The organism is Gordonia metallireducens (genome assembly GCF_021245825.1).
In the GTDB taxonomy this organism is placed as follows: Bacteria; Actinomycetota; Actinomycetes; order Mycobacteriales; family Mycobacteriaceae; genus Gordonia; species Gordonia namibiensis.
The window spans coordinates 23,738-38,760 of sequence record NZ_JAJQJP010000010.1; the positions used below are offsets into that span (position 1 = coordinate 23,738).

Annotated in this window: 11 protein-coding genes; 6 read left to right on the forward strand and 5 right to left on the reverse strand. The window is 69.9% G+C overall.

What is annotated here, in order from left to right; all coding sequences use genetic code 11:
• Nucleotides 1-4: 4 nt before the first annotated feature.
• Both mycP and eccD read right to left on the reverse strand, forming a co-directional pair.
• The gene (gene mycP / locus LQD00_RS02780) at nucleotides 5-1,402 is read right to left on the reverse strand and encodes a type VII secretion-associated serine protease mycosin (protein ID WP_232715573.1); all 1,398 of its coding nucleotides are present in this window, start codon (nucleotides 1,400-1,402) and stop codon (nucleotides 5-7) included.
• Complete coding sequence (eccD, locus tag LQD00_RS02785; protein WP_232715574.1) at nucleotides 1,402-2,955, reverse strand: type VII secretion integral membrane protein EccD; 1,554 nt, start codon at nucleotides 2,953-2,955, stop codon at nucleotides 1,402-1,404. Before eccD ends, mycP begins: the two co-directional genes overlap by 1 nt.
• A gap of 100 nt (nucleotides 2,956-3,055) precedes the next feature.
• Between eccD and eccCa the strand changes: the two genes are divergently transcribed.
• The 6 genes from eccCa (at nucleotide 3,056) to LQD00_RS02815 (ending at nucleotide 11,693) form a co-directional block, all read left to right on the forward strand.
• Complete coding sequence (gene eccCa, locus LQD00_RS02790) at nucleotides 3,056-7,150, forward strand: type VII secretion protein EccCa (RefSeq protein WP_232715575.1); 4,095 nt, start codon at nucleotides 3,056-3,058, stop codon at nucleotides 7,148-7,150.
• Between the two features lie 33 nt (nucleotides 7,151-7,183).
• Complete coding sequence (locus LQD00_RS02795; protein ID WP_232715576.1) at nucleotides 7,184-8,479, forward strand: type VII secretion-associated protein; 1,296 nt, start codon at nucleotides 7,184-7,186, stop codon at nucleotides 8,477-8,479.
• A gap of 178 nt (nucleotides 8,480-8,657) precedes the next feature.
• Nucleotides 8,658-9,101 carry a 50S ribosomal protein L13 gene (gene rplM, locus LQD00_RS02800; RefSeq protein ID WP_005195808.1) on the forward strand — a complete coding sequence of 148 codons (444 nt, stop codon included), beginning with the start codon at nucleotides 8,658-8,660 and terminating at the stop codon, nucleotides 9,099-9,101.
• The gene (rpsI, locus tag LQD00_RS02805; protein WP_232715577.1) at nucleotides 9,098-9,628 is read left to right on the forward strand and encodes a 30S ribosomal protein S9; all 531 of its coding nucleotides are present in this window, start codon (nucleotides 9,098-9,100) and stop codon (nucleotides 9,626-9,628) included. Before rplM ends, rpsI begins: the two co-directional genes overlap by 4 nt.
• Before the next feature lie 2 nt (nucleotides 9,629-9,630).
• On the forward strand, nucleotides 9,631-10,974 hold the full coding sequence (gene glmM, locus LQD00_RS02810; RefSeq protein WP_232715578.1) for a phosphoglucosamine mutase: 1,344 nt from the start codon (nucleotides 9,631-9,633) through the stop codon (nucleotides 10,972-10,974).
• Nucleotides 10,971-11,693 carry an HAD family hydrolase gene (locus tag LQD00_RS02815; RefSeq protein WP_232715579.1) on the forward strand — a complete coding sequence of 241 codons (723 nt, stop codon included), beginning with the start codon at nucleotides 10,971-10,973 and terminating at the stop codon, nucleotides 11,691-11,693. Before glmM ends, LQD00_RS02815 begins: the two co-directional genes overlap by 4 nt.
• 7 nt (nucleotides 11,694-11,700) lie before the next feature.
• Here the strand turns inward: LQD00_RS02815 and LQD00_RS02820 are convergent, their stop codons facing one another.
• The 3 genes from LQD00_RS02820 to LQD00_RS02830 all read right to left on the reverse strand — a co-directional run bounded on the left by LQD00_RS02820 (nucleotide 11,701) and on the right by LQD00_RS02830 (nucleotide 14,940).
• A complete protein-coding gene (locus tag LQD00_RS02820; RefSeq protein ID WP_232715580.1) occupies nucleotides 11,701-12,453 on the reverse strand; it encodes an SDR family NAD(P)-dependent oxidoreductase in 753 nt (250 codons plus the stop codon).
• A 40-nt stretch (nucleotides 12,454-12,493) separates the two neighbouring features.
• Nucleotides 12,494-13,780: an acyl-CoA dehydrogenase family protein gene (locus tag LQD00_RS02825; protein ID WP_232715581.1), complete on the reverse strand. Its 1,287-nt coding sequence runs from the start codon at nucleotides 13,778-13,780 to the stop codon at nucleotides 12,494-12,496.
• 71 nt (nucleotides 13,781-13,851) lie between these two features.
• On the reverse strand, nucleotides 13,852-14,940 hold the full coding sequence (locus LQD00_RS02830) for a phosphotransferase family protein (RefSeq protein ID WP_406566942.1): 1,089 nt from the start codon (nucleotides 14,938-14,940) through the stop codon (nucleotides 13,852-13,854).
• Between the last annotated feature and the right edge of the window lie 83 nt (nucleotides 14,941-15,023).

Below are 15,023 nucleotides of genomic sequence, written 5' to 3' on the forward strand. Positions count from 1 at the left end.
CCGGTCAGAACTCGTCGGGATCGAGTTTGCGGACCCGGCGGTGGGGAAGTGCGATGGCCAGGACCGCGGCGATGACCGCGGCACTGATCCCTGCTCCGGCGATCGCGACGTTGCGTGCGGTGTGATCCGGCGGCGTCGGCGGCGCGGGGGCGGCGATCGGGGCCGATTGCGGCCGGGCCTTCTCCGCTGCGGGTAGCTCCGCGGTGAGTGCCGCGACCGGGTCGACGACGCCGTGGCCGATCCGCTGGTCGTGACCGGTCCCCGGGGCGTGGGCGGTCGCGACGATCCGATCCATCACCTCCCGGGCGCTCAGTTCGGGGAACCGTGCCCGGACGAGCGCTGCGGTGCCGGCGACGTAGGGCGCGGCGAAACTCGTCCCGATCAGCGGCAGTGGACCTTCCTCGCTGCGCTGTGCCGACACCAGTCGGCCCGATCCCTTGGCGCTGTCGAGACTCACGATGTCGGTTCCTGGCGCGGCGACCCCGACCCACGGCCCGTGCAGGCTGAAATCGCTCGGCGCGCCGCTCGCGGCGTCGACCGAGCCGACGGTGAGGACATAGGGCGAGTACCACGCGGGACTCGCGATGGTGGTGACCGAACCCCAGTCCGCGGGATCGCCCGCTGCCGGCGCCGGGTTCTGTGATCGGCAGGCGCCGTCCCGGGTGACGTTGCCGGCCGCCGCCACCACGACGACGTCGCGCTCGTAGGCGTACCGGATCGCGGCCCCGAGAGCGCGGTCGTCGACCTTGGCGGCCGACGACGCGCACGCGACCTCGGAGATGTTGATGACCGTGGCGCGCAGGTCGACCGCGCGGACGATCGCGTGTGCCAGTGTGCGAACGGATCCGAATCCGGAGCCCACGGACGGCGCGGAATCGTCATCGCGACGGTTGTTCTTCGCCTTGAATGCACTGCTGGACTGGCGGATTCCGATGATCGACGCCGCGGGTGCGACTCCGGCGAAGGCGTCGGTGCTGCTCGGGCGTGCGGCGATGATCCCGGCGACGAGCGTGCCGTGGGCGTCGCAGTCCTCGAGCCCGGTGCCGCCGGAGACATAGTCGCCGCCCGCGGTGACGCGGCCCAGTCGTGGGTGTGGCGTGACGCCGGTGTCGATGACGGCCACCCGCTGCCCGGCGCCGCGGCTGAAGCGCCAAGCCTCTTCGAGGTTCATCATCGATTGTGCGGCAGTGGGTTTCGCGGTGGTGCGGGTCAGGATTGCGGTATTGCAGAGATGGCTCTGCTCGGTCGGTTCCGGCGGTGCGACCGGCGCCGAACGGATCAGTGCCGAGGAGTCGACGCGCGGCGGGGTCACCGCGGCGGCGGGGGAGGAGGTCAGCCCGAGCAGGGTCGCGGTCAGCGTCAGCGCGATGGGCATCGCCACCCGGAGTGTGGCCCGGGACATCAGATGTCCCGGACGATCCGGTACAGATCGAGCAACCACAGCAGCAGCGGGACGATGAGCGCGACGAGGATGTACTCGCCGATCTCCGCCCAGCGGCGCATCACCGGGGAGAAGTCCTGATGTGGCGCAACGACTCCGAAGACGAGTGCGGCGACGAGGACGACGCCACCCAGCGCGAAGGAGATGATCGGCCACCGGCCGTCCCCGAACGCCAGGCCCACCAGCAGCGTGAGCACCACGAGCGAACCGCCGATGATGAGGATCGCCGCCTGGAAGAGGTCGCTGTGGGAGCGGCCGCGCAGGCAGAGGACCACGCCAATGATCGCGGCGTAGGCGGCGTTCTTCCACTCGAAGCCGGCGAGGGGAGCGGCGGTGAGCACCGCCGCGATCGCCACGACGGCGGTGAGGCCGCCGACGATGCCCGTCAGGTACGCGTTGGCGATGTACGAGCGTCGTTCCAGCGCATCGGCCTTCGGTAGTGCCGTGGCCCCGATCGCGCCGATGCCCTCGATGGACGGCTGCGGCTCGATGTCCTTGACGTCGATTGCCGCTCCGGCGGTGGGCACCGGCGGCAGCGGAAGTTTGGCGAGCAGGATCGTCAGTCGCGGGGAGAGGCCGATCAGCAGCAGTCCCACCGCCGCCACCACGGCCGCGACATCGGAGATGTCGGCGTCGAGGAGCAGACGCGCACCGCAGCCGAGCGCGCCGACGAGGGCGGCGCTGGTCACCGCGCTGTGGGCGGTCGCGCCGACCGCGGTCATCCGGTAGGTGATGACGGCGGTGACCAGGGTGAGGGCGAATCCGAGTGTCAGATGCGCGGCACCGTAGGAACCGGGGGTGAGGATCATGCCGGTCACGAACGCCATCGGCGCCGCACAGACGGACAGGATCGTCGAGGTGAGTTGGTCGCGGTAGTAGCGCGCGACGATCGTCGCCGCGGTGACGAGTCCGATCACCGCGAGCCCGGACCCTCCCGCGAGCCACAGTGCGCCGCTGTCGATCCGGCTCGCGGCCAGCCCCGCCCCGGCAGCGACCGCCGCGAGGAGGGCCAGCGCGTATCCCACGTATCGCGCCGAGGCCGCGGTCCAGCCCACGAACTGCGATTCGTTCAGCCGCGCAACGGCATCGACCACGTCGTCGAAGAGGACGGGTGACTCGCCGGTGCGGGTGGAGGTCAGGAGGAGGAGATCACCGTCACGGATGCCCGACTCCGACAGCGAACGGTGCAGGGGGAGCGGTTCCTGGCCGACCAGGGCCAGCGTCCAGCGGTTCTGCCGGTCGTGCGGACGGCCGCGGCCGCGGGAATCGGCGTCGGGATCGTCCGGGTCGTGTCGGTTGGGGTTGCGCGACTCGATCTGTGCGACGAGATCGCCGATGAGCCCGGCGATCGGGATGCCGGCGGGCAGGCCGACGTCGAGCTGGGTGTTGCCGCCCAGCACCGACACGCGTACGAGCTGTGGCTCGACCGAGATGTCCGAGCGCTGCCGGTCACCGCCGGTGCCGTCCGCGGTGGTCGTCGGGTGTCCCGGTGCGAATCCGTCCACAGGTGACATACAGGTCAATCCTCCCCCAGGGTTCAGCAGCTAACATAGCCAACTTCAGCGGGTTCGCCCGCGAGGGGATGCACAGCTCGAAGGTGTCAGGGGGGATCGAGTGGTCACGACCACCGAGGGGTTCGTGCGTCGTCCACGCATCACGCCGCCGCGCATGCCCGGGGGCGAGGTCAACATCCAGGCGCCGCCTGACGTGCCTCGCGTGGTGCCCGGCAATCTGCTCGTCAAGCTGCTGCCCGTGGTCATGATCGTCGCCGTCGTCGGCATGATCGCGCTGATGATGGTCACCGGCGGCCGCAACATCCTGACCAATCCGCTGTTCATGATGTTCCCGCTGATGATGCTCATGTCGATGTTCGGCATGTTTGCCGCCGGCGGACGCAGCGGCGGCAAGCGCGCCGCGGAACTCAACGAGGAGCGCAAGGACTACTTCCGTTACCTCGGTCAGCTGCGCGGCCAGGTCTTCGACACCGTCGAGAACCAGCGCGCCGCCCGCACCTGGAGCCATCCCGACCCGCACGCCCTGCTCGACGTCGTCGGCAGCCGGCGCATGTGGGAGCGGCGCCCCGCCGACAACGATTTCGCCCACGTGCGGGTGGGCGTCGGCGTCCAGCGCCTGGCCACCCGTCTGATGCCGCCGGAGACCGGCCCCCTCGAGGACATCGAACCGGTGTCGATGGTCGCGCTGCGCCGGTTCGTACGCACCCATTCCGCGGTCTACAGCCTGCCCCGGTCCATCTCGCTGCGCGGCTTCCCGGCGATCAACATCGAGGGCGCACGGCAGGAGACCCGCGAGCTCGTCCGCTCGATGATCCTCGAGCTGTGCGCCTTCCACGGTCCCGACCATCTCCACATCGGCATCGTCACCGGCGACCCGGCCGGCGAGGCCTGGGACTGGGCGAAATGGCTTCCGCACGTGGGGCATCCGACGCTGCGCGACGGGATCGGCCCGATGCGGATGATCTATCCGACGCTGGCCGATCTCGAGAACGCGCTGGCCGCAGACCTTCTCGAGCGCGGCCGGTTCAGCCGGTCCGCCCCGCCGAGCGGGAACCGTGCCCACCTGGTCGTGATCATCGACGACGGCTACGTGGCCGGCGACGAACGCGTCCTCAGCTCGGCCGGTATGGAGGGGGTCACGGTCCTCGACCTGACCGCACCGCCGGACGGCCTCGCGGTCCGGCGCGGCCTGCAGCTCGTGGTGCGCGGCGGCAAGGTGTCGGCGCGGAGTGCCGCGGGCGTCGAGGAGTTCGCCGACATGGACTCGCTGACCATCGCCGAGGCGGAGGCGATCGCCCGCCGCATGGCCCGGTACCGCCTGGCGACCGCGGCGACCCTGGCCAACCTGGAGTCCGAGGCGACGTCCACCGACCCGGGCCTGCCCGCACTCCTCGGCATCGACGACGCCGCCCGGTTCGACCCGGCCACCGCCTGGCGCGGACGCACCGGACGCGAACGGCTGCGGGTGCCGATCGGCTACACGCCGAGCGGTGCGCCCGTCGAACTCGACATCAAGGAGAGCGCGCACGGCGGCATGGGACCGCACGGTCTGTGTATCGGTGCGACCGGTTCGGGCAAGTCCGAGTTCCTGCGAACCCTCGTCCTCGCCATGCTGGCGACGCATTCGCCGACCGAGCTGAACCTGGTCCTCGTCGACTTCAAGGGTGGCGCGACGTTCCTCGGCCTCGAGTCCGCACCGCACGTCGCGGCGATCATCACCAACCTCGAGCAGGAACTGTCGATGGTCGACCGCATGAAGGATGCGCTGTCGGGTGAGATGCACCGTCGCCAGGAGGTCCTGCGGGCGGCGGGCAACTACGCCAACGTTGCCGACTACGAGCGTGCCCGGGCCTCGGGTGTGCGTCTCGAGCCGCTGCCCGCGCTGTTCATCGTCGTCGACGAGTTCTCCGAACTCCTGTCGCAGAAGCCGGATTTCGCCGAGCTGTTCGTGGCGATCGGCCGTCTGGGCCGTTCGTTGCACATCCACCTGTTGCTGGCCTCGCAGCGTCTGGAGGAGGGCAAGCTCCGCGGCCTCGACTCCCATCTGTCGTATCGCATCGGTCTGAAGACCTTCTCCGCCAACGAGTCCCGGTCGGTGCTCGGTGTCCCCGACGCCTACCACCTGCCCAGCGTGCCCGGCTCGGCGTACCTGAAGTGTGACTCGGATGATCCGGTCCGCTTCAACACCTCCTACGTCTCCGGCCCGTACTACTCGCCGACCGTGGCCGAGGACGCCGCGGATTCCGTGGCGCCGGGCTCCCCGCGACTGGGAAACCTCAAGGTCTTCACCGCACTTCCGGTTCCGCTCGACGAGGGTTCGCCGCGGTCGCTGTTGGATCAGGCGGCGAGCCTGCTCGACGAGGAGCCCCCGGCGCTCGACGCGGCGGCTCCCGACGACCCGGCCGACTTCGAACCGACCTCGGTGTCGGTGCCGACGCTGATGCAGACCATCATCGGCCGCATGGAGGACGCCGGTCCGCCGGCGCACCGGGTGTGGCTGGACCCGCTGGAGGATTCGCCGACGGTGGAAACGCTGGTCGGTGCGCGTGACTGGACCAAGCCGGCGGTCCCCGGCAACCTCGTGTTGCCGATCGGCTGGGTGGACCGTCCCTACGACCAGCGGCGCGACCCGCTCGTCATCGACCTGTCCGGCGCGGCCGGCAGCGTCGCCGTGGTCGGCGGACCTCAGTCGGGTAAGTCGACGACCCTGCGCACGATCATCATGACCGCGGCCGCCACGCACACCCCGGAACAGGTGCAGTTCTACTGCCTGGACTTCGGTGGCGGCAGCCTCGCCGGTCTCGCCGGACTCCCGCACGTGGGTTCGGTGGCATCCCGCGGCGACATGGACGCCGTCCGTCGTACCGTGGCCGAGGTCGGGGCGATCATCCGGGCGCGCGAGCTGTTGTTCGCCCGCCTGGGCGTCGAGTCGATGCGCGACTACCGGGCCCGGCGGGCGGCCTGGTTCGCCACCGGGACCGTCGCGCCCGACGATCCGCTGGCCGGCGAGCGCTTCGGCGACGTCTTCTTCGTGCTCGACGGGATCGGTGTGCTGCGTTCCGAACTGGAGTCGCTGGAGGAGCAGATCACCACGATCGTCTCCCAGGGTCTGTCCTTCGGCGTCCACGTCATCGTCAGTGCGTCGCGGTGGGCCGAGATCCGTCCGGCGGTCCGCGACCTTCTGGGCACGCGCATCGAACTGCGCCTCGGCGACCCGACGGATTCGGAGATGGGCCGTCGCGCCGCTGCGGGTGTCCCGCAGAACCGTCCCGGCCGCGGTCTCACCGCGGAGGAACTGCACATGCTCATCGCGCTGCCGCGGCTGGACGCGGTCAGCAGCGCGGAGTCGTTGCCCGCCGGCGTCGCGGCCTCGGCGGAGAAGCTGGCCGCCGCGTACCGGGGCCGATCGGCGATGCCGGTGCGCAAGCTCAGCACCGAGATCGAGATGGCGGCGGTCCGGAACGGGCTCGCCGCGGCCGGGGTCTCGTTGTCGCTCAACCAGGTCGCGATCGGTGTCGGCGAACTCGAGCTGGCACCGGTGGTCCTCGATTTCAACGCCCAGCCGCACTTCATGGTCTTCGCCGACGTCGAACACGGCAAGACCAACGTGCTTCGTGCGATCGTTCGTGGACTCGTCGCCGGCGGCACCCCGGAGCAGGTGAAGATCGCCTTCATCGACTACCGCCGCACGATGCTCGGCATCGTCGACGGCGATCACCTCGCGGGCTACGCGAGTTCGCACGACAACGCGATGACACTGATGAACCAGCTGGCGGTGTACCTGAAGGACTGCATGCCCCCGGACGACGTGACCGTCCAGCAGCTGCGGGAGCGGTCGTGGCTGGAGGGCAAACCGGAGGTCTACCTCGTCGTCGACGACTACGACATGGTGTCCACCTCGGCGGGCAATCCGCTGCTGCCGGTCATCGAGTACGCGTCGCATGCGCGGGACATCGGGTTCCACATCATCCTGGCCCGCCGCTCCGGCGGCCTCGGCCGGGCGATGTTCGATCCGGTGATCGCACGGCTGAAGGACCTGTCGTCGGACATGCTGCTCATGAGCGGCGACCGGGACGAGGGCTTCATCACCGGGCGCAGCCGCATGCAGCGGCTCGTCCCCGGTCGCGGTGAGCTGGTCTCCCGGGTGCGTCCGCAGGAGATGATCCAGGTCGCGCTCGTGCCGGCCGAGGACTGACGACGAGCTGGGCCGGATGAGGCAGGTGCGGGCGTGAGCGGGGTGAGCCGGGGCCGTCCCGTGGTCGTCGACCTCGCGTACGGCCGACCCCGGATCTTCGAACCCGCGACCGGCGCACGGGAGTCCGGACTCGACCTGCGCCCGCTCCTCGACGCCGTCGACGTGATGACGGCCGTGGCCGACGGCCGCCGGCTCCACTTGCGGCAGGCTTGGCGGACGGCCTTCGCCGACCTGGGGATCGCGCCCGACCCCGAAAATCCGCTCGTCGTCGGTCATCCGAGCACCTGGGGGCCGCGGCGCGCGTCGTCGTTGGCCGACGTGGGAGGCGGTGCCCCGCTCACGCTCCTCCCGCGCGCGGTCCTCGTCGCGCGCAGCCACGCCGACATCACGGTGCAGCGCTGTGCCGTCGTGGAGACCACCCACATCCCGACCCCGCCCGCCGATCCGGCCCGTCCGCGACCGGCGGCGTGGGACGTCCAGATCGTGCGGCGGCACCCCGAGGGTTGGCTCCTCGAACGTTCCGGGCTGATCGAGCCGGCGGAGCAGGGGGCCGTGGGCCTCTCGATCATCGACGACGCGGTCGAGGCGGTCTTCGTCGACGGCGACGACCCCGCGGAGGTGTCGGCGGCGGTCGACCTGATCGCCGAGCACGCGATCGCCGGCCGCGTCGTGCCGGTGGACCGCGACCTCGTCGTCCGCCTGGGCCGGCGGACCGGAGGTGCTGCCGACGAACCCGTGCCGGTGGCCGGCGACCCCGCGGAGCCGGCGACGGACATGTCGATCCGACGCAGTCGCCGGGTGCTGGCCGGTGCGGCGGCCGCGGCGGTGATGGTTGTCGCCGGCGCGTTCGCGGTCGGCTGGTGGCAGCGGGACGACCCGGCCCCGGTGACCTCCGAGGTCGCGGTCGGGCGCGCCACGCTGTCGGTCCCCGGGGACTGGCGGCAGAGCGGACAGGACACACCCGGGGACACCACCGACGACCCGACCACGCGGCGCGCGGTGTTCGTCTCCGAGGCCGACGGCCGCCGGATCATCGCGGTGCTGACCGAACTGCGCGACGGCTCGACCCCGCAGTCGGTCGCCACCAGTCTCCGCAACCGGATCGAGCAGCGGGGCGACGACGTCGTCACGGAGTTCTCCGCCGACACCCGGTACGCCGGCCGCGACGTCATCAGCTACCGGGAGGCGCCGGCCTCGGGCAGCCCCATCCGCTGGTATGTCATCGTCGACGACGGGCTGCAGGTGTCCATCGGCTGTCAGGCGGGGACGGCCGCCGAGTCGCTCGACGACGAATGCGCCCGGGCCGTCCGCTCGGTCCGGGTGGAGTGAGCTCCGTGGGCGTTTTGACCCTGACCTGCACGGTCGCGTAACCTGGATCGCTGGTGCTCGGCGCCTGTCGCACACGCGTGTGTACAGGCAGAAGAGGCCCGGGTCCCCACTGGTCGCCGGGAACATCCTCCGCCGCGCACCCGACCAGCACCCTAAAGACAAGAGTTGAGGACCAACTGTGCCTACCTACACCCCGAAGGCCGGTGACATCACGCGTACGTGGCACGTCATCGACGCCACCGACGTGGTGCTCGGCCGGCTGGCCGTGCAGACCGCGAACCTGCTCCGCGGCAAGCACAAGCCGACCTACGCCCCGCACATGGACGGTGGTGACTTCGTCATCATCATCAACGCGGAGAAGGTTGCGCTGACCAGCAACAAGGCCGAGCGCAAGCTGAACTACACCCACTCGGGGCATCCCGGTGGCCTGAAGTCCCGCACCACCGCCGAGCTGCTCGAGACCTTCCCCGAGCGCGTCATCGAAAAGGCCGTCAAGGGCATGCTGCCCTCGAACAAGCTCGGTCGCGCCATGGCCTCGAAGCTGAAGGTCTACGCAGGCCCGAATCATCCGCACGCGGCCCAGCGCCCCGTCCCCTTCGAGATCAAGCAGGTGGCCCAGTGACCAACGAGAACATCAACGAGGCCGTCGAGGCCGTCGAAGAAGCTGTCGAGGTCGTCGAGGCCGTGGAAGCCGTCGAGGCTGCTGCTGATGACTACGACGCCGCTCCGGCCGTCGAGGAGACCCGCGAGCCGATCGTGATCGACCGCCCGATCCAGACCGTCGGCCGCCGCAAGGAAGCCGTCGTCCGCGTTCGCCTGATGCCGGGCACCGGTGAGTTCAAGCTCAACGGCCGCTCCTTGGAGGAGTACTTCCCCAACAAGGTGCACCAGCAGCTGATCAAGGCTCCGCTGGTTCTCGTCGAGCGCACCGAGTCGTTCGACATCTTCGCCAAGCTCGTCGGTGGCGGCCCCTCGGGCCAGGCCGGCGCGCTGCGTCTCGCCATCGCCCGTGCCCTCATCGAGGTCACCCCGGAGGATCGTCCCGCCCTCAAGAAGGCCGGCTACCTCACCCGTGACCCGCGTGCGGTCGAGCGCAAGAAGTACGGCCTGAAGAAGGCCCGCAAGGCGTCGCAGTACTCCAAGCGCTGATCTTGGCACGCCTTTTCGGTACCGACGGCGTCCGAGGCCTGGCCAACGCCGAGCTCACTCCCGAGCTCGCGTTGCGCCTGGCCTCGGCCGCCGCGGTCGTTTTCGAAGAAATTTCCGACGATTCGACCCGCCGTCCGCGCGCGGTGGTCGGTCGTGATCCGCGTGCTTCCGGCGAGATGCTGGAAGCCGCCGTGTGCGCGGGACTCGCCGCGACCGGCGTCGACGCCATCCGGGTCGGCACCGTGCCCACCCCGGCGGTCGCGTTCCTGACCGCGGACTACCGCGCCGACTTCGGCGTGATGATCTCCGCGTCGCACAATCCCATGCCCGACAACGGCATCAAGTTCTTCTCCGCCGGCGGGCACAAGCTCGACGACGAGATCGAGGACCGCATCGAAGCGGCGATGGGCGAGGAGTTCATCCGGCCCATCGGTGCCGCGGTCGGTCGTGTCCTCGACGCACCGGACGCCGGGGACCGCTACCGCCGTCATCTGGCGCAGGCCATCGACGAGCGTCTCGACGGTCTGACGGTCGTCGTCGACTGCGCACACGGTGCCGCGTCGGAGCTCGCGCCGCTGGCCTACGCCGACGCCGGTGCCACCGTCATCACGATCCACGCCGATCCCGACGGCCTGAACATCAACGCCGACTGCGGTTCGACCCACATGGACAAGCTGCAGGCGGCCGTTCTCGAGCACGGCGCCGATCTCGGGCTCGCCCACGACGGCGACGCCGACCGTTGTCTGGCAGTGGATTCCACTGGTGAGATCGTCGACGGCGACGCCATCATGGCGATCCTGGCGACGTCGCTCGCCGACAAGGGCCGTCTGCACGAGAACGTCCTGGTTGCCACCGTCATGAGCAACCTCGGTCTGCACATCGCGATGCGCGAGGCGGGGATCACGGTGCGCACCACCGCAGTCGGCGACCGCTACGTGGTCGAGGAGTTGCGTCGCGGTGGGTACTCCCTCGGCGGCGAGCAATCCGGTCACATCGTGGTCCCGGGTTCGGGAACCACCGGTGACGGCATCCTCACCGGCCTGATGATCATGGCCCGCATGGCGGCCACCTCGGCGCGGCTGGCCGACCTGGCCGGCATCGTGACGGTGCTGCCGCAGGAACTCATCAACGTCCGCGTCGCCGACAAGCATGCGGTCGCGGAGTCGCCGGCGGTCAAGCAGGCCGTGGCCGACGCCGAGGCCGAACTGGGTGACTCCGGTCGAGTTCTGTTGCGCCCCTCCGGAACCGAGCAACTCGTGCGCGTCATGGTGGAGGCCGGCACGGCGGATCAGGCGGGCTCGGTCGCCCGCGGTCTCGCCGACGTCGTCGCGGCTGCCGGCGCATGACCGCGGGTCAGGCGAACACGGCGAACGCGGCGCGGGCGGTCCTCTTCGACTTCTCCGGCACGTTGTTCCGCTTCGAGGCGCGCGACGACTGGTTCGTCGATCTCCTCGACGACGCGGGCGAGTCGTTCACCCCGGCACGTCAGGCGGACATCATCCGCCGCATGGTCGCGCCGGTCGGTCTGCCCGACGGGATCGAGGGTGACGACCGGACTGCTTGGGAGCGAAGGGATCTCGATCCGGAACTGCATCGGGTCGGGTATCTCGCGCTGCTGCGTACGGTCGGCTTGAGCGATGCCGGTCACGCCAACGCGCTCTACGACCGGGTCCTCGACCCGGACTCGTGGGTGCCGTTCGCCGACACCGTCGAGGTGCTGACGCGTCTGGCCGACGCCGGGGTGCCGATCGGCATCGTCAGCAACATCGCCTTCGACCTGCGCAAAGTCCTTGCCCTGCACGGCGTCGACCACGTCGTCGACGCCTATGCACTTTCCTATGAGGTCGGCGCCATCAAACCCGACCCGCGCATCTTCCGCGCCGCACTCGGCCCGATCGGCGTGCCGGCCGGCGACGTGCTCATGGTCGGGGACAGCGAGAAGGCCGACGGCGGTGCACGCGCGCTCGGATGTTCCTTTGCGCTGGTGCACGATGTGCCGCCGGCCGATCGCCCGACCGCGCTGCTCGACGCCGTGACGGCTCACGGCATCGAACTGCGCGCCTGAGCTCCTCTCAGAAGTTGCCCTTGGCGGCCCAGCCGCCGTCGACCGGGTAGATCTCGCCGGTCAGGAAGTCGCCCTCACGCATGAGGTAGGCGACCATCGAGGCGATCTCCGACGGACGCCCGAGCCGACGCACGATGTGCGCGTTGGCATTCGCCTGCCGCATCTCCTCGGTGATGTCGGCCAGGATCGGGGTGTCGATGGTGCCCGGTGCGATGGCGTTGATGAGGATGTTCTGCGGTCCGTACTCGTAGGCCGCCTGCTTCGTCAGACCCACGACGCCGCCCTTGGCCGCCGAGTACGACGCCAGGTTCGGCAGACCCCGCAGCGCGGCCATCGACGAGATGTTCACGATGCGGCCGCCGCCGTTCTCGATCATGCCCGGGATGACCGCCCGCATGCCGAGCCACACACCCTTGAGGTCGGTGCCGACGACGAGGTCCCACGCTTCCTCGGTGAGACCGACGACGGTGTCCTCGCTGATCATGTTGACCACGCCGGCCACGTTGGCCAGGCAGTCGATCGAGCCGCGGGAGGCGGTGATCTGCTCCACCGCCGCCGACCAGTCGTCGGCGACGCGGACGTCGAGACGGACCGCTTCCGCGGAGCCGCCCGCCTCGGCGATTTCCTTGAGGGTGACCTCGCAGTCCTGGATGTCGGCGGCGACGACATGGGCGCCGTCGGCGGCGAGACGGATCGCCGTGGCCTGACCGATGCCTTGTGCCGCGCCGGTGACGATCGCTGTTTTTCCGTTGAGTGACATACGTGTTCGCTTTCTGGTCGGGGTCAGTGCAGGGGTGGGGTCAGGGTTGTTCGGCGAGCAGGTCGGCGAAGCGGCGCTGGGCGGCCTCGCGGCGGGTGGGGATGTGCTCGGTCGGACGGTCGTCGGCCGGACGGGTGTAACCCTTCAGGTACTGGCGGGCGACGCTGTCGCGGTGCACCTCGTCGGGGCCGTCGTAGAGGCGGGCGGCGCGGGCTGCCCGGTACATCGACTCCAGCGGCAGGTCCGCGCTGTAACCGAGTGAGCCGTGCACCTGGAGGGCGCGGTCGATGACGTCGTGCAGGATCTTGGCGCCGAAGAACTTGATGAGCGCGATGTCCTTGCGGGCGGCGGCCGTGCCCTCCTCGTCGATGCGCCACGCCGCGTGCAGCGTCATGAGGCGCAGGGCCTGGATCTCGGCGGCGGAGTCGGCGATGAAGTTGCGGACCGTCTGCTTGTCGGCGAGGACCGATCCGTGGGCGTACCGGTAGGTGGCGCGTTCACACATCATGTCGAAGGCGCGGCTCGCCTGGCCGATCCAGCGCATGCAGTGATGGATTCGGCCTGGGCCCAGGCGCTTCTGGGCGATGAGGAAGCCGTCGCCGCGGTTGCCGAGCAGGGCCGAGTCGTCGACGCGGACGTCGCGCAGCACGACCTCGCAGTGCGAGCCGTAGGTGTACGGCCGCGGCCGGGGGTTCTCCACCGAGCCGATGTCGCGGACCACGTCGAGACCCGGGGCGTCGATGGGGATGATGAACTGGGACGTCCGACGGTGGCGTTCGGCGTCGGGATCGGTGACGGCGACGACGATCATGAAGTCGGCGGTGGCCGCGTTGCTGATGAACCATTTGTGGCCGTTGAGAACCCACTGGTCCCCGTCCCGGACCGCGGTGGTCGTGAGGTTGGTCGGATCGGCGCCGGCGTTGTCGGGTTCGGTCAGCGCGAACGACGAGTAGTACTCACCGGCGAGCAGCGGCTCGAGCCACCGCTTCTTCTGCTCCTCGGTGCCGACCGCGGCGAGGATCTCACAGTTCCCGGAATCCGGTGCCTGGCAACCGAACACGAGCGGACCGAACGGAGTGGAACCCAGGATCTCCTGCATCAGGCCGAGTTTCACCTGGCCGTAACCCTGTCCGCCGAGCTCGGGGTCGAGGTGGGCGGCCCACAGATCGTTGGCCTTGACCTCTTCCTGCAGCGGGGCGATCGCCTTACGCAACTGATCCCAGTCGAGGTCGAGGGTCTCGAGCGGGAAGACCTCGGTGCGGACGAAATCCCGCATCCAGTCGAGCTTCTTCTGGAAGTCGGGTTCCGTGGAGAAATCCCAGGCCATGGTGGTGTGCTCCGTTTCTGTGGGGGTCGTACGAGGTGGGGATCGCGGTTCGATCCGAAGGAGAGGCGGTGTCAGGGGCCGGCGATGATCTCGCGGGCGCGGACGAAGAGGCCGTCGGCGTAGCGGTGCAGTCGTTCGCCGACCTTTCGGGGTGCCTTGCCGTCGCAGGAGCGGGCGTAGGTGCCCTCGAGGATGATGCCGAGCTTGAAGCTCGCGAGAACGGTGTACCAGTCCAGGGCGTCGAGGTTCCTCTCGGAGCGCTCGGCGTAGCGGGCGATGATCGCGGATCGGTTCGGCAGGTCGCCGGCCTGGCCGAGCGCGCTCTCGTAGAGATCCGGCTGCCGCGGGTCGTCGGGCCAGATGGCCAGCAGCACACCGAGATCGAGCAGGGGGTCACCGACCGTGGCCATTTCCCAGTCGACGATGGCCGCGACCTCGGGGGTGCGGTGGTCGTAGAGGACGTTGGCCACGTGGTAGTCGCCGTGCAGCAGGCCGGGCCGGAACCCGTCGGGGCGGTTGTCGTCGAGCCAGCCGGCGATCCGGTCGAGGTCGGGGAACGTCCCGCCCGGGTATCCCGGTGTGCCCGCGTACCGTTCGTGTTCGGCGAGCCACCGCGGCACCTGCCGTTCGAGGAACCCGTCCGGTTTGCCGAAACCGTCGAGGCCGATCGCGGAGTGGTCGACGGCCGCCAGACCCGCGAGCGCGTCGACGAGTGCGTACCCCATCGCCTCGCGTCCCTCGGCGGTGGCGGCGTACGCGGCCGGGAGGCTGTCGGCCGCGTTGAACCCCTCCACGGGCTCCATCAGGAAGAAGGTGGCCCCGAGGACGTCGGTGTCGGTGGTGCCGGCGACGAACCTGGGGTGCGCGACATCGGTGGAGCTCAGCGCGGACAGCAGCGTCATCTCACGTGCGATGGCCGCGTTCGACTGCGGGCGCAGGTGCCGGGGACCGCGGCGGAGCACGTAGTCCCGTCCGCCGCGGCTGACGATCACCATGATGTTCTGGGTTCCGCCGTGCAATGGCCGGAGGTCGAGGTCCCCGCCTGGCAGGCCCGTCTCGTCCATCCACGCCGCGAGTGCGGCGGTGTCCACCGGGATCTCGTCGGAGTCGACCCGGATCTGATCGGGGGCGGAACGGTCGGGGATCGTGCTGCGGGCCATGGAATGAACCTATGGCGTATCCGCCCCGGGGAGAACCATCGTCCTGCGGGCCTGTTGGAGGAATCTCCAATGGGTGTCGTCGC